Annotated in this window: 18 protein-coding genes and 2 pseudogenes; 8 read left to right on the forward strand and 12 right to left on the reverse strand. The window is 60.8% G+C overall.

What is annotated here, in order from left to right:
* Positions 1 to 149 precede the first annotated feature (149 nt).
* The 3 genes from htpX to NB231_RS07305 all read left to right on the forward strand — a co-directional run bounded on the left by htpX (position 150) and on the right by NB231_RS07305 (position 3,006).
* Positions 150 to 1,010 (forward strand): zinc metalloprotease HtpX, encoded by an 861-nt coding sequence (gene htpX, locus NB231_RS07295; protein ID WP_005001104.1) that lies wholly within the window; start codon positions 150 to 152, stop codon positions 1,008 to 1,010.
* Between the two features lie 44 nt (positions 1,011 to 1,054).
* On the forward strand, positions 1,055 to 1,408 hold the full coding sequence (locus NB231_RS07300) for a hypothetical protein (protein ID WP_005001106.1): 354 nt from the start codon (positions 1,055 to 1,057) through the stop codon (positions 1,406 to 1,408).
* A 257-nt stretch (positions 1,409 to 1,665) separates the two neighbouring features.
* Complete coding sequence (locus NB231_RS07305) at positions 1,666 to 3,006, forward strand: ArgE/DapE family deacylase (RefSeq protein ID WP_005001108.1); 1,341 nt, start codon at positions 1,666 to 1,668, stop codon at positions 3,004 to 3,006.
* Positions 3,007 to 3,021: 15 nt separating this feature from the next.
* Here the strand turns inward: NB231_RS07305 and NB231_RS07310 are convergent, their stop codons facing one another.
* The 6 genes and pseudogenes from NB231_RS07310 to NB231_RS07330 form a co-directional block, all read right to left on the reverse strand.
* A complete protein-coding gene (locus tag NB231_RS07310; protein ID WP_005001111.1) occupies positions 3,022 to 5,049 on the reverse strand; it encodes a CocE/NonD family hydrolase in 2,028 nt (675 codons plus the stop codon).
* A gap of 338 nt (positions 5,050 to 5,387) precedes the next feature.
* Complete coding sequence (locus tag NB231_RS07315) at positions 5,388 to 5,714, reverse strand: DUF883 family protein (protein ID WP_005001113.1); 327 nt, start codon at positions 5,712 to 5,714, stop codon at positions 5,388 to 5,390.
* A 187-nt stretch (positions 5,715 to 5,901) separates the two neighbouring features.
* A pseudogene (locus NB231_RS19530) lies at positions 5,902 to 6,519 on the reverse strand (SDR family oxidoreductase).
* A gap of 177 nt (positions 6,520 to 6,696) precedes the next feature.
* The gene (locus tag NB231_RS18470; RefSeq protein WP_005001119.1) at positions 6,697 to 6,870 is read right to left on the reverse strand and encodes a hypothetical protein; all 174 of its coding nucleotides are present in this window, start codon (positions 6,868 to 6,870) and stop codon (positions 6,697 to 6,699) included.
* Positions 6,871 to 6,907: 37 nt separating this feature from the next.
* On the reverse strand, positions 6,908 to 8,671 hold the full coding sequence (locus tag NB231_RS07325) for a recombinase family protein (protein ID WP_005001120.1): 1,764 nt from the start codon (positions 8,669 to 8,671) through the stop codon (positions 6,908 to 6,910).
* A gap of 146 nt (positions 8,672 to 8,817) precedes the next feature.
* Complete coding sequence (locus NB231_RS07330) at positions 8,818 to 9,147, reverse strand: ribbon-helix-helix protein, CopG family (protein WP_005001121.1); 330 nt, start codon at positions 9,145 to 9,147, stop codon at positions 8,818 to 8,820.
* Between the two features lie 483 nt (positions 9,148 to 9,630).
* Here NB231_RS07330 and NB231_RS16755 point away from each other — a divergent pair, with 483 nt between their 5' ends.
* Together NB231_RS16755 and NB231_RS07340 are read left to right on the forward strand one after the other, a co-directional pair.
* Positions 9,631 to 14,601: a PAS domain S-box protein gene (locus NB231_RS16755; protein ID WP_005001124.1), complete on the forward strand. Its 4,971-nt coding sequence runs from the start codon at positions 9,631 to 9,633 to the stop codon at positions 14,599 to 14,601.
* A 34-nt stretch (positions 14,602 to 14,635) separates the two neighbouring features.
* Positions 14,636 to 14,875, forward strand: coding sequence for a hypothetical protein (locus NB231_RS07340; RefSeq protein ID WP_005001127.1), 240 nt, complete (start codon positions 14,636 to 14,638; stop codon positions 14,873 to 14,875).
* Positions 14,876 to 14,898: 23 nt separating this feature from the next.
* Here the strand turns inward: NB231_RS07340 and NB231_RS07345 are convergent, their stop codons facing one another.
* The 6 genes and pseudogenes from NB231_RS07345 to NB231_RS07370 form a co-directional block, all read right to left on the reverse strand.
* On the reverse strand, positions 14,899 to 15,735 hold the full coding sequence (locus NB231_RS07345; RefSeq protein ID WP_005001130.1) for a hypothetical protein: 837 nt from the start codon (positions 15,733 to 15,735) through the stop codon (positions 14,899 to 14,901).
* The gene (locus NB231_RS07350) at positions 15,732 to 16,175 is read right to left on the reverse strand and encodes a phage holin family protein (protein ID WP_005001131.1); all 444 of its coding nucleotides are present in this window, start codon (positions 16,173 to 16,175) and stop codon (positions 15,732 to 15,734) included. The genes NB231_RS07345 and NB231_RS07350 overlap by 4 nt, the downstream gene beginning before the upstream one ends.
* On the reverse strand, positions 16,175 to 17,140 hold the full coding sequence (locus tag NB231_RS07355) for a hemerythrin domain-containing protein (protein WP_005001133.1): 966 nt from the start codon (positions 17,138 to 17,140) through the stop codon (positions 16,175 to 16,177). Before NB231_RS07355 ends, NB231_RS07350 begins: the two co-directional genes overlap by 1 nt.
* A 133-nt stretch (positions 17,141 to 17,273) precedes the next feature.
* Positions 17,274 to 17,498: pseudogene (locus NB231_RS07360) on the reverse strand (integrase core domain-containing protein); the annotation flags it as partial.
* 55 nt (positions 17,499 to 17,553) lie between these two features.
* Positions 17,554 to 17,760, reverse strand: a complete 207-nt coding sequence (locus NB231_RS07365) for a hypothetical protein (protein WP_005001137.1) — start codon at positions 17,758 to 17,760, stop codon at positions 17,554 to 17,556.
* A gap of 350 nt (positions 17,761 to 18,110) precedes the next feature.
* Positions 18,111 to 19,088 carry a YihY/virulence factor BrkB family protein gene (locus NB231_RS07370; RefSeq protein ID WP_332247692.1) on the reverse strand — a complete coding sequence of 326 codons (978 nt, stop codon included), beginning with the start codon at positions 19,086 to 19,088 and terminating at the stop codon, positions 18,111 to 18,113.
* A 457-nt stretch (positions 19,089 to 19,545) separates the two neighbouring features.
* Between NB231_RS07370 and NB231_RS20255 the strand changes: the two genes are divergently transcribed.
* From NB231_RS20255 to NB231_RS07380, 3 genes are read left to right on the forward strand one after another with little or no spacing between them, the layout of a single operon-like run.
* Positions 19,546 to 19,974, forward strand: a complete 429-nt coding sequence (locus NB231_RS20255) for a transposase family protein (protein WP_408634401.1) — start codon at positions 19,546 to 19,548, stop codon at positions 19,972 to 19,974.
* Entirely contained in the window at positions 19,914 to 20,051 is a 138-nt protein-coding gene (locus tag NB231_RS19030; protein WP_232210416.1) for a hypothetical protein, read from the forward strand. The genes NB231_RS20255 and NB231_RS19030 overlap by 61 nt, the downstream gene beginning before the upstream one ends.
* On the forward strand, positions 20,048 to 20,605 hold the full coding sequence (locus NB231_RS07380; protein WP_005001144.1) for an ISAs1 family transposase: 558 nt from the start codon (positions 20,048 to 20,050) through the stop codon (positions 20,603 to 20,605). Before NB231_RS19030 ends, NB231_RS07380 begins: the two co-directional genes overlap by 4 nt.
* The last annotated feature ends 77 nt before the right edge of the window (positions 20,606 to 20,682 follow it).

Consider the following 20,682-nt stretch of genomic DNA (forward strand, 5'->3'; position numbering starts at 1 on the left):
GCTTTGTTGATCGGGCCGCCGCATGCAGCGGGCCCTCCGCCTGGTAAACCGGGGGCTTGAGAACCGCAAGCACCGGCTCTATATAGAAATCGACATGAACAGGGTGGATCATAATAGTGCGAAGCCTAAGGTTCTCAGCAGGAGGATCAATGAACACACTGCGCACCACCGTTTTGCTTGCAAGTCTCACCGCGCTGCTGCTGATAGCCGGTAAGGCGCTGGGCGGCAACGGCGGTATGGTCGTGGCGCTGGTATTGGCCATGGTGATGAACTTCGGCAGCTACTGGTTCTCAGACAAGCTGGTGCTGCGCATGTACCGTGCCCAACCGGTGGGCCCGGGTACGGCCCCCGAGCTGTATTCGATAGTGGAGGATCTGGCCCGGCGGGCTCAAATGCCCATGCCAGCGGTTTACATCGTCGAGTCCGATACTCCCAATGCCTTCGCCACCGGGCGCAACCCGGAGCACGCCGCGGTGGCAGCGACAACAGGGCTGTTACGTATCATGAACCGTGAGGAGCTCATCGGGGTATTGGCGCATGAGCTCAGCCATGTCCGGCATCGCGATACGCTGGTGAGCGCTATTGCCGCAACGCTCGCCGGCGCCATCACCATGCTTGCGAACATGGCGCAGTGGATGCTGTTATTCGGTGGGCTGAGAGGTAACGACAACGAACAGGGCGGTGGCGGCGTGTTCGGGGCGCTGGTGATGATGATCCTGGCACCACTCGCCGCCATGCTGATCCAAATGGCGGTCTCGCGCTCCCGTGAATTCGGCGCGGATCAAGGCGGCGCGGAGCTCACCGGCAATCCGCTGTGGCTGGCGAGCGCACTGCGCAAGCTGGAGCAGGCCAACCAGCGCGCACCGATGCAGACGGCGGCCAATCACCCGGCCACGGCACATCTTTTTATCGTCAATCCGCTCAGCGGGCTGCGCCTTGCCCGGCTGTTCACCACCCACCCTTCCACCGAGGAGCGAATCCGCCGGCTGGAGGCCATGGCGCGAGGCTGATTGATAGCACTCCAGCAAAGCTGCCGTGTATAAATAGAATACGTATGGCGCTACCCAATACCGAGATCGCCAGCTTCTTCGAGAAGCTGGCGAGTCTGTTGGGGCTCCAAACGCAAACCCGCTCCGGATTCGTCCCTATAGCAACGCAGCCCGAGTCATTGCCGGCTACTCTCACACCATCGCCCATCAGCGGCGGCCGGCCTCAAGTTCAACGCCTCAAGCTCGACGAGTACGACATATTCCATGTTGGCCGAGGCGGCTGGTGGCAGCGAGGAGAAGGTCTTCGTGGCCATAGATCTGCCTTGGCGGATCTCGCCAAGATCTGCTTTGGCGTCGGTCAAATCAGGCCCGGCGCGGTTGGATCGAACCGCAAAATGTACTCAATACTCACCCGCTGAACGAATTCCTCAAGACCCTACAAAGCTAGCAAAGCCTAAAGGCGGCCAAGGCCGGCTTGATGATCGAGCCGCCCCATGCCACGCCGGACACTCGCTGATCGGAACTGACCCAGCAGGCGCGCGCTACAGCTACGTGCTCATACAGATCTATCCAGGCGCACCGGGCCTGCAGGCCTAACGCGACTGTAAGCGGAGGTTGCGCTTGGCAACGTCATACGCGAGGCTGACACTCTCCCGGCGAGAACAGGGAATCCATTATGAAGGACCGCTCAAAGCTCATCGACGCGCAGCGTATTGAAGATCGCTTGGTGGATCTCATCCGTCTGCCCTCCGTTACCGGCGACGAGGAACCCGCTGTACGACGGATCGCCGACTGGCTCAGCGCCGGGGGTGCCGAACTGGACTATTGGTATGACAGCATCGCCAAGCTGGTCAGCGACCCAGCCTACCCCGGGCACGAGGTCGAACGGGCGTGGGTGCCGGTGGTCGCGGGAATCATCCGCGGTGCCCGCCCCGGGCCCACGGTCTTGTTAACCGGCCACATTGATGTGGTCCCGGCCGGGGACTACAGCCAGTGGCGCCTGGAGCCTTTCTCCGGAGCCCGTGAGGGCGACCGCATCTACGGCCGCGGGGCCTCCGATATGAAGGCCGGAGTCATTGCGGCCTTGGAGGCGTTCGAAGCGTTCGCCAGTGGCCCACGCGATTTCCCCGGCCGGGTCGCCTTCGTCGCCGTACCGGCCGAGGAGGACAGCGGCCTGGGCACTTTGGCGGCCATCCGGCGCGGCTTGCAGGCCGATGCTGCCATCATCCCCGAGCCGACCTGCCGCGGTGGCCTACCGGAACTGGTAGTGGCTCATGCCGGAGCGATGTCCTGTGTCATCGAGATCCCAGGGCTGTCCGCTCACGCCAGCGACCGGCTGTCGGGAGAGAATGCGCTGGATCACTATCTCACCATCCATGAGCTGCTGCGCCGCGCTGAAAACGAGCTCAACGAGACCGAACAACACCCCTTGATGCGTAATCTCGCGCTACCTTATGCAACCAATATCGGCGTCATCCAAGGCGGCAATTGGTCATCGAGCGTTATGGATCGCCTTGAGGTTCAGCTACGCGTCGGGGTCGCACTGGGTGAGACCATCCCCGAAGCTCAGGCCCGCTTCGAGCGCACATTGCACGAGGGTGTCCAGGGAAACGAATGGCTACGCGCGCATCCGCCCATTCTCCACTGGAAGGCACTCGGCTTCGGCTCAGCCCAAACTCCTATCGAGCATCCGCTCGTCGACTGCCTAGCCGATGCCGGGGAGATAGCCTTCAACGAACGCCCCAAGATTGTCGCCGCACCTTACGGCTGCGATATGTCGGCCTGGATCCGGCTCGCCGAGACGCCGACGGTTTTGTATGGACCCGGCGATCTGGAACAAGCGCATGCGGCCAACGAGTGGGTGTCGCTCGACGCCACCGAACGGGTGGCCCGCGCTCTGGTCCGCGCCACCAGCGCATTGCTCGAAGCGGATCCGGAAACTCTGCGTCTGCAAGTGACTCGAGGGGTACCTGACGGGCCGAAATCGTCGCCGCGCCCAAACCCCGGCGACGATTGACCCTAACATGGCTGTCTATACAAGATTACGTGGAATGGTGTAATTCCAGGACCGGCTGTAGATTCGCCGTTCTCCTTCGAAGGCATCTAAATAGGCATGGAGGTGGAAGGCATCGGCCGTGGACGTAAGCAAAGTGTAGGTGACAGTGTGCACGGTCCAGTCTCGCCGGCGCAAACCGCGCTCCCAACGCGTCTCGCCCCGAATCGAGTCGAAATCATCTGCGCGCGAGGAATAGCGCTCTACTGCCTTGACTAGAACATCGAGCGCCAAGCTCTTGAGGCGGACGACTCCCTCGTCGTTGACTACCTCCAGCGTCGACACATCCTTGGCGAGGTCGCGGTGCACGTACCAGTTATGCAGCGGCGGCTCGACCATTGCACAAGCGATGGGCGGCGCCCCCTCAGCCTGGCCGAACGCCCGGAGCCGCTCGTCCTCTGGGCGGCGCGGCCGCACCGGTAGAATGAAGCGACTCGAACGATCGTAGAGTGTGAGCCGGACACGTTCCGGCGGCGGCCAAGCGAGTGGCCAATAGGAGGTGGAGATCGACAATCGCAACCGATGCCCGGCCGGAAAAACCTGCGCGACATCGTTCAGCTCCAGCCGAATCCGATAACGTTGTCCCGGTTCGAGCGGCGCCGGCTCTTTGTGGCTGTCCCGATGGCACAGATTGAGAAGGCCGTAAGTCGCGCGGGTTGCCTTGTCATCCGGCGCCACGTCCGAGAGTCGGGCGGCGATCATCGCCACGGGTTTATTGGCGGAGAGCTCCAGCTCCACGACGGGCGCCCCCAGGATTTCGACCTGCTCTTCGAGCGGCAGGCTATCAAAGGTCAACGCCCCCCCATCTTCCTCGCGTTGATCATGGGCGAGGTCAGGACCGGACGCATAGGAGCACCATTTACCCGCGAACAACCCGCACGTGAGCGGAGACTGAACGGTGAGACTGGATTCTTGTAGTGGTAAGTCGGTTTCGGCCGTAACCAATCGCCCCGGGGACAGGGGCAAATACCAGGCCCTGATCGTAGCCGACGGCCAGACCGGCTCAGCTACCCAGCGTCCCGGCCGGTGCGCGTAGCTCGTGGTCGGTGGTACGCTGTCCTGCATCCAGACTCGTAACATCGGCTCTTCGGTGAGGCCGGTATCCTTACCCAGAAGCCAGTGATCCCACCACCGCAGACACTCCTGCAGAAAGCCGATGGCCGGCCCCGGCTCAGCCAAATGGGGATACTTATGGCTCCAGGGCCCGATCAATCCTTGCCGTGGCACTTTCAGATTAGCAAGCAACCGCAGCACCGCGTTAGAGTAACCATCCGCCCAGCCGCTTGCCGCCAATATAGGCACCTCGATGGCAGTAAAGTCTTCACAGATGGAACCGTGTTCCCAATAAGGATCGCGGTGCGGATGTTCGAGCCAGGTCGCCAGCCACGGTTCGTTGGCCTCCAACCGCTCGAACCACATCGCGCGCCACCGCTCGCCCACCACCGCGGGATCCGGAGGCAGAGAGTTGTATGCGAACATGGTCGAGGCCCAAGAGAGATTATCCGCGAGCAGACACCCACCCATGTAATGCACATCATCGGCATAGCGATCATCGGTCGAGCATACGGTGACCACGGCCTTGAGCTGGGGCGGCCTCCGGGCCGCAAGCTGCAAGCCATTGAAGCCACCCCAGGAAATTCCGATCATCCCGACTGAGCCATTACACCAAGGCTGAGCTGCAATCCATTCCAGTATGGCCTCACCGTCACTCAGCTCTTGCTCTAGATACTCGTCTTTGAGCACACCGCCCGAGTCGCCGCTGCCGCGCAAGTCGACCCGCACACTGGCATAGCCGTGCCCGGCGAAATAAGGGTGCATGGTCGCATCCCGAAACGCGGTACCATCACGGCGACGATACGGGATGTACTCGAGTATGGCCGGCACGGGAGCCTTCTGCGCACCCTCGGGCAACCATAGGCGAGCCGCGAGCTCGACCCCGTCAGTCATGGGTATCCAAACCGGATCCTGCTTTTGAACCGTATACGGAAACTCTCGGACGCGCTTCATTGCTCTCCCTTCGATCCCGACCCACTATCACTGTGAATAAACATGCGAGCCAGAATGCGATGGTCACGGACTCGGCTTACACGAGGCAGGCGGTGGAAGACAGCCGTATATCGCCTCGAAACATCGGCAATCGGCTAACGGCTCGCGGTTGATCGAACCCTTCGCCCGGGAACAATACACAGCTATTTCCTAGGAACTCGGAGGTCTATTGCAAAAGCCACTCTGAACGCTTACCGGGGTCAATACAGGAGACACTCCCACGCACCGCCCCGGCCAGCGGCCGAGGCGGGTGCAATACGCTACGATCGACATCGGGTATGCGATGAAGCGGCTTTAGCTCAGCGGCGGGTAGCGATATCCAACAGCTTCGCCAAGACAAAGCCGGCCCCTACGGCCGCAAAGACACTGGCGTAGGGATGAGCGCCTATATCTTCCTCCACCTCCGCCAGGGCGCGGCGGCCACGCTCTCGTCCCGCTTCGACGCCGCGGCGCAGTATCCGGCGCCCACGCTGGAACTCCTCGTCCGCAGAACCGCGCACATCATCCAGCTTCTCGCTACCCAGCTCGCGCAACGTACGCGTAACGTCACTCGTATCCGCGCGCAAGCGCGCTAAATCCGCCTTTAGCTTGTCCAATTCCTTGCGAAGATCGTCCGTAGCGGCCATCTCAATCTCCTTCCGTTTACACGGCTTGTCAGAACAATCCCGAGCGCAGCGCTGTATTATTCGTCACATCGGTAAAGCCTGCCCAGCGCCCCGAGCCGGTCTCCGTTCTACTGGACTACGCAAACCCTCCCTGCTTCTTGTCCCTTCGGAGCGGCTTTCGGCAGTTCAAAAATCCGTTCCTACGGGTTTATTCGGCTAGCACCGGAATGAGAGAAGCGGTAGGCGCTTCTCTACAAACGCACCCCCCGCCCGCCTCGAGCACGCGGCCATTGAAATAGTCGTTCTCGAAAAGATAGACCACGGAATGCCCTATCTCGTTCGGATCGGCCAAGCGTCCGAGTGGGATTTTCGCCTTGATCTTGTCCAGCACTTTCGCCGGCATGGCCGCAACCATCCGAGTATTATAGAAACCAGGGGCAATAGCGGCCACCCAAATTCTATGACGGGCAAGTTCTTCGGCCCAAGTCACGGTCATGGCCGCCACACCGGCTTTAGCGGCAGTATAAGTTGGTCTGACCAATATTGCCGGCGCGAGAAATGCTGGAAATATTGATGATCACACCCCCCGTCCACCTTCGATCATTTTGACTGCCACCTCGCAGGCGCAAAGGAATACACCGCGCAGGTCCACCTTGATCACGGCCTTCCAGCTCTCCAGGGGCATCTTACCGACCACCTTACCGTCTTCGGCCTTGACCAAAAGCATGTCGCGATTGACTCCGGCGTTGTTGACCACACCATCGACGGCGCCAAACTCATCGGCAACAGTGGCGAAAAGCCGCTCGACCGCCGCCTCGTCGGTCACATAATAGGCGGGCTCGCCGCCAGCTTCGCTGGCACAACCGCACCGTCTGCTGTAACCACTCCTCCTTCAACCCTGCGGCGGCGACCCGTGCACCCTTGGCGGCGATTATCTGCGCCATTTTTTTCCCGCGCCCCCGGCCAATAGATGGATCTTGTAGACGGAGCGCCAAGGCGCGATTTAGTCCTTGCGGGTGCCGACCACAAATATCGACAGCTCGCTGTCGCTCAAGGCCGCAGGATAGCCATCGACCCGATAACGGACTTCGGCAAGCTGGTTGGCCAGATACAGGCGGCGCAAATACTCCGAGTGCATGCGAAACGGCATGCGCGTGCCGTTCGTGCTCCAGGCCATCAGATCGAGCGTGGGCGCGCTCGCCCATCAGATATTCCTACACCCGCTGCGACCAAATGAGATCGTTCGACTGCAAAAGCTGGAATACACCCTTCATCTGCCAGTCTCCAAGATAGCCTTGTTGCCACATGACGTCCTCTAGACACCCTGAACGCAAAAGGTAACTTTGGTCGGGGATCGTCACATTGCCATTGGAGGGTGGCGGTTGGGTGCTGGCCGAAGGCGTAGTTGGTTGCGCCGGGATCGAGTGGCGGATGGTGATAGTATCATCATCAACCAAGACCTCCTTAACCAGCAAGCGGACGATTCTCTGGCGGTCACTGATTTCCAAAGTCTCTGCCGATTCCCGCAGTCGCTGGAGGAAAGCGGTCAATGTTTCGGCCAAACGCAGGAACGACATGCGGTCGGCGGCCTGACTGAAGATTGCCTGCAGCTCGGATTTCAATCCCTGTTCGCGGGCCCGCAGTTCGGGCATGCGGCCTCGCAGTTCGTCCAAAGACACGAGGTCTTCCTGGTAGGCGGTCACCAGGCGGTCCATGCTTTTGCTCAGGCGCGTGAGGTCGCGTTCGACAGCGTCCTGGCGTTTCTTCGTCGGTTCACTCGCACGGGCCGCATCCAGGCGGCGGTCAAGCTCGGCGTTGATGAGCCCCGGATCGGCGATCAGCCGCATCACCTCCTGCCACACGATGTGGTCGAGCAGGTCCTGGCGGATCGGGCGACTGTCGCACACGGATCCGCCGAGATGACGCCAGCCATCCGAACCCAGGCAGCGGTAATAGTGGATTTTGCGTGCACTCGTGCGGGTCGACGCGCGGTAGAGCGCGTAGCCGCATTTGCGGCACGAGACCAAGCCCTGCACAAGGCTGGGCTCGATGGTCCGGCGCGGTGCGAAACGCTTGTTGTCGGCCAAGCGCTCGGCCGCCAAAGCGAAGGTTTCCTCGCTGACAAGGGCGGGGACCGGCACTTCGATCCATTCCTCGCGCGGCCGCTCATGTGCGCTGGTCTTTTCACCATGGACCGACCGACCCGACAGACGGAATGGCTTGGTCACCTTTTGCCTCGGCCCGACCTGTGTCTTGTTGAAGCAGGCGGTGCCCTTATAGGCGGGATTGCGCAACATCCCCCACACGACCGAACGCTCCCAACGGGTCACTCGCCGGCGTGTCGGAGGGCCCATCTCCCGCAACAGCCGGGCGATGGCGCCGATGCTCAGACCGTCGACGGTGTATTTCTCAAACACCAGCCGCACGACTGCCGCCTCGGCGGCATCGATCTCGTAACGCGCCGGCGTTTCGGGCATCTTGCGAATGTAGCGATAGCCGTAGGGCGCCCCGCCAAGCACAGAGATCTCGCCCGATTTGGCGCGGTGACGCTTGCCACGGCGGGAGCGTTCGAGAATCTGGGCGCGTTCGTACTCGGCGATCATCCCTTGGAATTGCAGCATGAGCTGATCTTCGGGCGTGGCGGAATGCGGCGCCTTGATGAAGATGGCTTCGACACCATGGCGGGCGAACTCTTCGGTCAGCAGAACCTGATAGGCATACTTTCTGCTCAGCCGATCCGGCGAGTGGATGAGCACTGCTTGGATTTGGCCCTCGGCCGCGAGGTCGCGCAGCCGCTCCAAGCCGGGCCGCAGCAGGCTGGCGCCGCTGAAACCTTCGTCCTCGATTATCCATTCATCGGGTACGGTGAACCCCTGCTCGCGGGCGAACTCGATCAATGCCGCGGTTTGGCTGGCGATCGTGTTCGCTCCCTTCTGTTGGTCGGAGGATACCCGGGCATAAATCGCGGCGATCTTCATCGCTCCCCTCCCTTACGCACGGTCCCACACCGGCGACACGGACCCGCTCCGGTACCAAAATCCCATAGACCTGTTCCAGTTTGACGGCGAGGAGACGGTCAAACGCATGCTCGAGACGGACGCTGCGATCACTGGCGCCGCGCCGGTCAGCCATTGCCGCCGGCTTCGTCGAGAAACGCGCGCAGCGCCCGACTGACCATGTCGCTGATCGTCGTCTCCTCGGCCGCAGCCCGCGTTCGAATCGCGTCGACCAAACTGGGCGGAAGCTTGAACGTCACGGCCGTCGTTGGCTCGGTCACTGGCACCGGCCGGCCGATTGCCTGGGCCGCCTCGATGTAGCGATAGGCCTGACGTCGGGACAGCGTGAATTGGCGCGACAACAACACGGCAGCCTCCGCCACCTTCAGCCCACGCGCGAGCAACCCATAGGCCGCATTGAGACGTTGCGCCTTCTGCGTATCGGTCGATCGCGACATATGACATACGTATATTACCTCCTGAGACGCAAATCAAGCACAGAACGGGAACGGTCGAGCGGGATTGTCCGATCGAAGCCGAAGTTACCCTTTGCGTTCAGGGCGTGTTGGAAACGAACCTGGCTGTCATCGCTGAACAGATCAGCTCACCCACCTCCTCGAAATCAGTCAACGTGGCAAACAAGGATAGGCTCGCCAACTAATCGTCTCTCCGTTGCGGGCCAGCGCCGCTACGGCGATCGAGAGCAGCATCCCGCCCAAACCATAGCCCACGGCGTGCACTTTAATGCGCTTACCCTTGCGCAAGCAGATACCGGCACGGAGTTATCCTCCGCCCGGTATCTAGAGCCTTTCTGTTCTAGCATACAGTATCGATGGGGCCTTACCGCCACCCTTACCAATGTTCAAAAACCGAATCACGTTCCCCAGGCCGGCGGCCAGGCTCTGGTCGCTAAACGAGCCGCAACTGAGGACAAACGCCGCATGATGAGCAATAGAAACTCTGAGGTGCCGCAGCCGGCGGGGGACATCCCGAAGAAGCGGTGCGCAGGCGGATCGTTGCCGATCGTCGGCATCGGCGCCTCGGCCGGCGGACTGGAAGCGCTCATGGCGCTACTCGAGCAGCTGCCGCCCGATACGGACATGGGATTCGTGCTGGTGCAGCATCTGGATCCACAGCACGACAGCACGCTCACCCAGCTTCTGAGCCGCGCCACGTCACTGCCGGTGCGCGCGGCCACGGATAACCTCCGGGTAGAAGCCGATCACGTTTATGTGATCACCCCTAACACCAGCCTCGGTATCACCGGGGGCGTGCTAAAGGTACAGCCACTCCCGCAGGGGCGCGTGTTGCACCGGCCGATCGACGCCTTTTTCGAGGCGCTGGCGCAAGATCAGCGCGAATGGGCCATCGGCGTAGTGCTCTCCGGTACGGCGAGCGACGGCAGGTTGGGCCTGGAAGCGATCAAGACCGCGGGTGGAGTCACTTTCGTGCAGGGTGATTCGGCCCGTTACGCCTCGATGCCCCGCAGCGCCGTGGCGGCCGGCTGCGTAGATTTCGTTCTTACGCCGGCGCGCATCGCCCAGGAGCTCGCCCGAATTGCGCGCCACCTTTATGCCGTGGAGCACCCCTGCGCACCAGACGCACCCGTGCAAGACGATGCAGCCGCGGCGGCGGCGCACGGGGACGAGCAGAGCACGCCGCTTTCGGACGCGCGGCCTGCTGGCCGGGAGCGGGCCGAGTCAAAGCGTGCGCAGGAGGATTATCGGAAAATCCTGCGGCTCCTGCGCGACCACGCCGGGATAGATTTCTCACTCTACCGCGCCAGTACCATTCAGAGGCGCATCTCCCGGCGCCTAGTGCTCAACACGCAGAACACGCTGGAGGAGTATGCCCGTTTCCTGCGTGGCAACGCCCAAGAGCTCGATGCGCTCTACTCGGACATGCTCGTCAGCGTGACCGGCTTCTTCCGCGACGCCAAAACCTTCGACACGCTGCAGCACGAGATTCTGCCAAAGCTCCTCAGGCAGCCGGGCGACGATCCGCTGCGCGTCTGGGTGCTCGGCTGCTCCACCGGGCAGGAAGCGTATTCGCTTGCCATCGCCTACGTGGAAGCGGCGGAGCAGGCCCCGCGCTTGCGCAAGCTCCAAATCTTCGCCACCGACCTCAACGACGCGCTGCTGGACAAGGCCCGCCAAGGCCTCTATGCCAGGAGTCTTACCCAGGACATCACCCCGGAGCGCCTACAGCGGTTCTTCGTCGAAGAAGAAAATGGCTATCGCATCAGCAAGGCGCTGCGCGAAATGGTGGTGTTCGCCCGGCAGAACCTCATCAGCGACCCACCGTTTTCACAAATGGACCTCATCAGCTGCCGCAACCTGCTGATCTATCTTGAGTCGAACCTGCAGAAGAAGGTATTGCTGACACTCCATTACGCGCTGAAACCGCAGCGCTTCCTGCTGCTGGGCGCCTCGGAATCCGGCGGCGGCTTCACCGATCTGTTCGAGCCGATCGACAAAAAGCACAAGATCTATATCAAGAAAGCCGGCCCAATGCCGGCCTTTCAGCGTTCGCTGCGCAAGGAGCGCAGCGAACGCTCCCTGCCCTTCCTGCCGACAGGGCAAGAGGCAGCAGCGGAGGATTTGCGCGGCGAACTCAACGCTCAACGTGAAGCGGACCGGATCGTGGTCAACCGGTTCGGCCCGCCCGGCGTGCTCGTCAACGACAAGCTGCAAGTCCTGCAATTCCGCGGTTCGACCGGCGCCTACCTCGCGCCGCCGAGCGGCAAGGCAAGCTTCGACGTGCTCAGGATAGCGCGTTATGACTTGAAGCTGGCGCTGCGCGCCGCGATCACGCAAGCGACGCTGGCAAATGACTCCGCCCGCAGGGACGGCGTGCAGATCGAGCAAAACGGCGAGATACGGCGAGTGAACGTGGAAGTCATTCCGCTCAAAAACCTGCGCGAGCGCTGCTTGCTGATTCTATTTGAGGACGCGGGTGCGGGGGAACGGCTACCGCTGCCCGATCGCCAATCGCCGCGCGGCGCCCGCTTGCCACGCGACGAGGCAGCCAAGCGCATCGCCGAGCTCGAAACCGAGCTCGCCGAGACGCGCGACTACCTGCAATCGATGCAGGAATGGCATGAGGCGGCCAACGAGGAAGTCCAATCCGCTAACGAAGAGCTGCAGAGCATCAACGAGGAGCTGGAGACCTCTAAAGAAGAACTTGAGTCTTCCAACGAAGAGCTCGCCACCGTCAACGAGGAAATGGCCAATCGCAACACCGAGCTCAACCGCCTCAACAACGACCTGGCCAATCTCCAAACCTCGACCGGGCTCGCCATCGTGCTGCTCGGTCGCGATCTGACCGTCCGCCGCTTTACCGAGCAGGCGGGAGAGCAGCTCGGCCTGCTGGCCAGCGACGTGGGCCGGCCCATCGACCACATCCGGCACAACCTGGTTCTGGACCCTGTCGCCGGCGAAGCCTCCTCGCTCGACCTGGAACGCCTCGCCGACGAGGCCATCGCCCATGTACGCGAGGTGGTTCGCGAGGTGCGGGACTCAGCCAGGCGCTGGTATTCCCTGCACATACGCCCCTATCTGACACTGGATAACAAGCTGGACGGCGCGGTGTTGGTGCTGTTGGACATCGACGCGCGCAAACGCAGCGAGTTGGCCATCGCCGAGGCACGCGACTACGCCGAAAACATCATCGATACCGTGCGCGAGCCTTTGCTCGTGCTCGACGAGCGGCTGCACGCCGAAAGGGCCAACCGTGCATTCTATCGCACCTTCGGCGTCAGACGCACCGAGACACTCGGCCGATGCCTCTACGAGCTCGGCAATCGTCAATGGGATATCCCGCGCCTGCGCGAGCTGATGGAGCAAATCCTACCGCAGAATGTTCCCGTGGAGGACTTCCAGGTCGAATACGGCTTCGAGCAGCTGGGCCGACGCATCATGTTGCTCAACGCCCGGCGCATCCGCGACCCGCAGCAACAGACTCAGCGGATTCTGCTTGCCATCGAGGATATAACCGAGCGCAGGCGGGCGGAAACAGCACTGCGCGAAAGCGAATTGCGTTATCGAACGCTCTTCGAGTCGATGGACCAAGGGTATTGCGTGATCGAAATGCTGTTCGACCGCAACGGCACGCCCACCGATTATCGCTTCGTCGAAATCAACGCGGCGTTCGAGAAGCAAACCGGCTTCTCCGCTGCGCTCGGCAAGCGAATGCGCGAGCTCGCCCCCGCTCACGAAGCCCACTGGTTTGAAATCTACGGCAAGGTCGCCCTCACAGGCGAACCCGTTCGCTTTACGAACGAAGCCAAGGCATTAGCTCGTTGGTTCGACGGCTATGCCTTCCGGCTCGGTGGATCGAAAAGCCGAAGAGTCGCCGTCCTGTTCACCGACATCACCGAGCGCAAGCGGGCAGAAGAGGAGAGCGCCCGAATTGCGGCTATCGTGGAATCCTCGCAGGATGCCATTGTTAGCAAAGACCTCAATGGCATCATTCAGACCTGGAACGCCGGAGCGCAGCACATCTTCGGATACACAGCCCAGGAAGCGATCGGCCAACCGATCGGCATAATCATTCCCCCCAATCACATGGATGAAGAACCAAATATTCTGGAGCGCATTCGCCGCGGTGAGCGCGTCGATCATTACGAAACGGTGCGCCAGCGCAAGGATGGCACATTGGTTGACATCTCGCTGACCGTGTCTCCGATTCTAGATGCTCGGGGCCGGGTTTCGCGTGCCTCTAAGATCGCGCGCGATATCACCGAGCGCAAGCGCATGGAGCGGCAGATCCAGGGGCAGGCCAAAGAATTAGCCGAAGTCAGCCGCCGTAAGGACGAGTTTCTGGCGATGCTTGCCCACGAGCTGCGCAACCCGTTGGCGCCGATCTTCAATGCCCTGCAACTCATAGGGCAGAAAGGGGAGAACGCCCTGCATGAGGAGGCTCGCGAAATCATCGAACGGCAGGTGCGACATATGGCCCGCTTGATCGATGATCTGCTGGACGTCTCGCGCATCACGAGCGGCCGTATCCGCCTGCGTCCCGAACGGGTGGATCTCAACACCATAGTCGAGCGGGCCGTGGAGCGAATGCGCCCTTTGATCGACCGCCGCGGGCAGCAATTGTCTATTGAACCGGCCCAACAGCCGATATGGCTGGACGCCGATCCCACCCGGCTGGAGCAGATCTTCGGAAACCTGCTTGACAACGCCTCGAAGTATAGCACCAATAATGGGCATATCGACCTGCGCATCGAACGCGACGACCACCGGGCCATCTCCCGGGTGCGCGACGACGGTGAGGGCATCGCGGCCGATACGCTTCCCCGCATCTTCGAGCTGTTCGGCCAGGCCGAGAGGTCGCTGGAGCGATCCGAGGGCGGCCTAGGCATCGGGTTGGCGCTGGTCAAAAGCTTAGTCGAGATGCACGGTGGAACCGTTGACGCCTATAGCGAGGGCCTTGGGCATGGCAGCGAGTTCGTTGTACGCCTGCCGGTGGCGTCCTCGCAAGCCCGGCCGGCGGACACCACGGGTCCGCGCACCGCGGCACCCCAGGATTGCCGGCCGCGGCGGATCCTGATCGTCGATGACAACGTGGATGCGGCCAAAATGTCGGCGCTGCTGCTACGCGCATGGGGTCATGAGGCGCGCGTGGTCCACGACGGCCCCAGCGCCTTGCAAGAAGCATCGGGGTTTCAACCGCATTTGATCCTGCTGGACATTGGGCTGCCCCACATGGACGGCTATGAAGTAGCCCGCCGCATCCGGCGGGACGCGCAATCAAAAAACGTGCGGATCGTGGCCGTCACCGGCTACGGCCAGGACACCGACCGACAACGCTCGCAAGAGGCGGGATTCGACGCTCATCTGGTCAAACCGGTCGCATCCACCGAGCTCAAAGAGCTGCTAGCCGGATTTTTGCTGCCGGCGGAGTGAGCCAACCTTTACCGGCTTACCGAAGGGACATGCTATGTCTGACCATGAAAAACAGTCCCAGGACGAACAACTGCGGCAACTCAGCCACGATGTCCGGGAGTGCCTGCACGCAATCGGCCTAGGCACGGAATTACTCAAAAACCTCCGCGAAGACGAGGCCCGCTTCGCAGAGATTTGCGAGGCGATCGACAATGAGCGAAAGACGGCGCAGAGGCTCATGCACGAGCTTATCCACGCCGCCACCCATGATAACAGTAACCGCCGAGCACAGTGACCCTATGATCTATCTGTGCCCGCTCATTTGATAAAATGCGAACCGGTCACGTTGTGCTGAAAACCGGCGTTGCTGCCGTGCGAGTTAGCACCATGCGGACTGGAAACGCCCTCGGCCTGCACCTGCACCCCTTTGGCACCGGAGGCGCCTCCTTGAAGCCCCTCTTCGGCGCCCTCGCGGGCCGCAGCGCCGGCTTCCCGGGCCCGGCGCACCGTCCAGTCCCGCGCCGGCCCCAGCCGCTCGTTCTCTATTCGAGTCGCGGGAAGCACTGCCGCCAAAGCGGCGCCGAGCGCTAACCCGGCGCCGGCCACGATCATCGGGTATTCACTAGCTAAACCATGGGCTTGCTCGATCGACCGCCGCGTCCACTCGGCCGCGTCACGACCGACCTCGCTTACCCGCTCTCGGACATCATCTACCGCTTCGCCGCCGCGTTCTCTCCATTCGCGACCCTGCGCTTTCGCCATCCTGAGTCGCTCCGCAGCCTCTTCGCTCGCTCGGCTAGCCGCGCTGGCGGTCTTGCGACGCATCTTGGAAAGCCCCCCAGCCGAGAGGCCGGCCGCTCGGCCATTATTGCTTTGAGAGCAGGCGGTCCAGGCGAGGCCAACGGCGGCTAGCGTAATCGGCAGCGGATTGTCGAGCGCGGAGTCACGTAGGCTGCGCAAGAACTCTGCACCACTGTCACCACGCAGACGATCCATCGCCACCTGCACCAGCCCCTCCATAGAAACCCGCTCCTCAAGCTCGGACAATGTCTTATCCAGTGCGGCCCGGTTAGCAGCGAGCATGGATTCAATGGTATCGATGTCGGCGTTCGCCTCGGCGCGCGCTGCATGCCGCTCAGTCGTTTCTCTATTCATCGCGTATGCTCCTGTATTAGTCGGCGGTCCTCTTTAAGGGATGCCGCTGTATGCTCCGGCGCGAGTTGCTTAGCATTGAGCTTTGCGCGACCCACCATCAAAAAGATGAGAGCCACAATCGCCGCCGCGCCTCCGACTATGAGCGCTGAGAGCCACGGCGCCAACACATGGGTGAGCCCCAGCACGCCGGCCACCAGCAGCACGGTCAAAGCGGGTATACCGAACACAGCCCCGATGATCAGAGAAACGGCCCCGGTTTGAACCTGGACTACTTTCTGCGAGATCTCCGCCCTGACGAGACTCGCCTCGTTATGCACTAAACTGGTTGTTTCCTGCAGAAGATCGGAGAAAAGTCGCATAATAGAGGGATTGTTGGGCTTGATCTCGCGCAGGGGTTCCGGCGAAACTTTCGGCTGCTCTTTATAGGCCTGCTGTACCATTAGCGAGTCTCCTGTGAATGTGCGGATAAGGGTTGGATCACGGCTGGCTTTGAGGTCGCCGGCGGCGCAGGCGTTCCGGGCAAAACTACATTCTCGCTACCGTCTTGTGCCGGGCGCGTAGAGGGCTGCGCGGTGGCCTTGAGGAAACGGGTCAAGAGAAAGCCCGCCGCGATTGCGCCGCCTAGCAACAGCGCTGGATGTCGCTCAGCGTTGGCCCGCGCCTCCTGCAGCAAACCATCGATATCGCCGTCGGTGAGGCGGCTCGAGAACCGATTCAGGCCGTTCGCAGCTGTGCGCAGGTACTGCGAAAGCCGCTCCTGGTCCTGCTTTTCCAGATTGTCGCTGGTCTCATACAACGCATCGGCGGCCCGTCGTGCCTGCTCCGCGGCGACTCCCGCTCCCTGCGCGACCGCCGCCTCCCCCTGCTCTCCCATCTTGCGGGCATATTCGTAAGCTTGCTCCGATGTTTGCGCGGCCGCCTGTTCCGCTGCGCCGTTCCTCCTATTATGCTGCGCTTCCATACGCTCGCCCTGCCTGGAGAGGTCCGCTTTTCGCGCGGCCATCCGCTCCAAAAGCGCTCCCTGCGCTTCCTGGGTCAAAAGAGTTCGCATCCTCGGGAAAAGCTCACGCTCCTCTTTTTTAATATGGTGCTCAACCTCGTTATTGAGCGCATCTAAACTCCGTGCCCACGAATCGGAACCAGGTATCATTTGCTCCAGCTGCGACAACAGCAATCGAACCTTTTTATGTTCAGCGATGCACTCATCAACGCACAGATCCTTTCCTCCAGAGCCATGCAGCGCTGGATAAAAAAGCTCTTCTTCGATCTGGGCATGGATCTCAAGCTCGTCTTTAAGCTCCCGAAAAAGTTGATGCTGCTCCGCGCTTTCTCTCGCCCTGCGCAGTTGGTTTAGCCGCTGAATGGCCTGCTGGTGGTCATCGTGTAACAATTGAGTAATTTCCATGAGCTATTCTCCGTCCGCCAGGAATAAACTGCGTTTGTCTCATCTGCATATGCGTTATAGAGAAAAAGATTCGAATTAAGTTCCCGGAGCGGAGAACAAATCGATTTTATGTCACCAAAACATAAATTCCCGTCTAATTCTTTGGTTTCCTGACAAACAACTTTGGGCGCACAACGCGCCAAGAGTGTAATGCCTGCAACGGAGTCTGGTGTTTCAGTGCGCGTTGCGGCAAGTGCTCATTGTAGAGCTTCACATAGTGCTCGATGGTCATTTGCAAATCCTCGCCTGAACGAAAGTGCGTAGTAGCGAGAACGTCGCTGATACGCCCGCCGAATCGCTCCACCATACTGTGGGTCTGTGGATAGCGGGGCTAGATCAGACGGTGCTCAATGTCGAGCTTCGCGCACTGGCGATCAAAGACATGCTCGCCCGCGGGCTTTTTCCCTGGGCTGTGAGCGATCGGTTGTGCACTCGCGCTCACGCCACTTGCGCACGGTGGGTGCGGCAACTCCATAAAGCCGAGCCAGAGTCTGATCGCTTTGGTCCGGCGCTTCGGCCTTGATCTCCACGCGAGTGCGCAGCGTGGTGCGAACCAGGGGGTGTAAAGTGAGAGGCACCATCGGGCTCCAAGGTGTCGGTAGAGTTGTCTCATCGCACACGGTCCACGCACAAACGCCAGCCCCTCTGCCTAATAGGATCGCACGGAACCCGACACTAAAAGCCGGCATCTTTGCTGTCGAAATCCAGGGTCGAAGTCAGAATTTTTCGAAACGGCTTTTATGCAAAAACTAAAGATAAAAATAATTAATTTATATGCACGTTAGAAAACTCTCAATAACTGCGGACAATAGCGTGATGGCTGGTAGCCAAGGCCGCTCGCCGATCATTCGCACAGTAGCTGCCGCCCCCACCGCTCCGATGCATTCTCGTGAAACGCGTTTAAGGAGAACGCACCCATGTAGGGGGTGAATCAGCCAGGCTTCTCTCCGATCGTATCGGCGGCATGCGCCCCGCGCTTGCCCATCGGCTGCGGCCGGCCTCGAGTTGTATCGCGGGCGGTCTGATGTTCCTCCTCAGAGTTGAGCTCCGCGCCTAGCAGCACTACGAAGGCGGATAGCCAAAGCCAGGTCAGAAGGATAATGACGGCGCCAAGTGAGCCGTAGGTCTCGTTGTAGCTGCCGAAATTGCGTGTGTAAAACGAAAAAGCAAAGGAGCCGGCAATCCAGAGCAGCGTCGCGACCACCGCTCCTACGCTTACCCACCGCCAGCGCGGCTGGGTACGGCTCGGCGCATACCGGTAGATGAGGGCAAGACTGGCTATGGCCACCACGAACAGAAGCGGCCAGCGCAGCCAAATTACCGCGGTCTTGGTCACTGCCCCAAGGCCGAGGCTGCCCAGTAGCGCCGGTATAGCCGCAATCATGCCAAGCGCCGCAATCATGACTAAGACTAAGCCGATGGTGAGGATGAGCGCGACGAGATTGAGCTTGATAAAGCCGCGTTTTTCCTCTTCGTCGTAGACCATGTTCAGCCCTTCAATCAGCGCCTTCATCCCTTTCGATGCGCTGTAGACGGCGAGCAGCACGCTGCCGAGCGCCGCCAAGCTTACTGCACCACCGGAGGCTGAGGCGACCTTCGTTGCTTGGCTTTTGATGATCGCTGCTGTCTGATCCGGCAGCATCCCACTAACCGATTGGATCTGCTGCATGACCTGCTGCGGGTCTGAGACAAGACCCCAGATCGAGATGATCGCCGCTAATGCGGGAAACAATGCCAGCATGGCGTAGAAGGCCACCCCAGCCGCAGCCATGGACAGATGGTCATTGCTGATCTCGCTTTTTGTGCGCAACAAGATGTCGCGCCACCCGGCCTTTGGAATCTCCCTCAGCCGCTCGGCTTGGCGCCCTCGCGCTCTCTCTGTTGCTGCTGTTCTAGCCATTACGCTCATCCGCACTAAATCCGTTGCCTACGACAGGCTATTAGATGCCTGCTTAATCAAGGTAGCCTTACAGACCGCCGGCTTGCCGCCAGGCTTCTTCCCGGAACCCTGCTACTAATCTAGGAACATGAGCTGTTAGTTTAGTTCCCGGCACGAGGGTATCTTCCAAGCGCATGCCTCGATCGGTGCGCGCGAAGGGAAGATAGCGGGCCATGTGATGCCGAGCTCGGTGCTCCCGTGCAAAGGAAGCTGGATTATCCGGCAAGAGCGGTCGGCACCAGAGCATGCCCGCGCCGCGCTTCCCGCCAGAACGGAGAATGTTGCACGCTATGCCTACCGGTCAGGGCTGTTCAATGCTGAGAGAATGATGCAGATTGTCTTGTAACCTGCAGGATTAATAGTGATACCCATGCAGCTCAAGGCTTACCTACCAGCGATTCCCGATCATCGCCGGGCTCAGGGCCGGATGTATGACCTAACTCACCTTCTGCTGTTCAGCATCCTGGCCGTGGTCTCGGGCGCGACCTCTTACCGAAAGATCCAACGATTCATGGATGCTCACCGTGAACGCCTGAACGCTCTGTGCCAACTGCACTGGAAGCGCGCGCCGGTCCATACCTCCATTCGCTACGCCCTCCAGGGCTTGGATGCCAAAGCCGGCGAGCTTGCCTTCCATCGCCATGCCTCTGGTCTGGACGGCGAGGGAGCGCAGCACGCTAGTATCGCCATGGACGGCAAGACCCTGCGCGCGGCAGTTTCGATCACTTCGAGGACCGCAAGGCCGCTCAGGTACTCAGCGCACTGGCCACTGAGAGCACCCTTGTGCTCGGCCACGTGTGGATCACCGATGAGGAGGGCGAGAAGCATCACGAGATTCAGGCCGCCCAACAGCTGATTGAAGCGCTTGGATTATCGGGTCGTCTATTCACCCTGGATGCGCTCCACACCCAAAAAAAACCACCGAGCTCGTGATCGCCACGGGTAACCACCTGCTCGTCCAACTCAAACGCAACCAGCCCTTGCTCCACGATGCGATGGTCGAATACACGCGTGGTCATCCCTTCGTGGATGAGCATCACACTCATGAGATCGGCCGACGCAATCGGATCGAGAAGCGCGCCGTCCATGTCTGGCACCTGCATCCGAGCCTGGGCAGCGCACCCTGGTACGACCATTTCCGCGCGCTGATCCGCGTACAGCGTCATACCGAACGCTTCGATACCCGGCTGAGAGACTGGCGCGTCTCCAAAGAGTGCGCCTACTACCTCTGCGACCTCGTGTTGCCCGCCGCGCGGTTCAGCGAAGCTATTCGCAACCATTGGCGTGTCGAAAACCGCGCACACTACGTACGCGATACCCGATTCCAGGAAGATGCCAGCCGCATTCGTCGCAACCCCTGCACCTTCGCACTGCTCCGCTCTTTCGCACTCAACCTCATGCGCTTCAATCGCGTGGAGAATATCAGCCAAGGTCTCTACGACAATGCGCTGTGCCTCGATCGGGTGCTGGCCTATGAGGGACTGTAGCATTGAACAGCCCTGGCCTACCGGTAGTGTCGGCAAACCATACGTACACGTAATTAGCGTGCTGAAGCTAAGCCGGT

It is taken from the genome of Nitrococcus mobilis Nb-231, from assembly GCF_000153205.1.
GTDB lineage: Bacteria > Pseudomonadota > Gammaproteobacteria > Nitrococcales > Nitrococcaceae > Nitrococcus > Nitrococcus mobilis.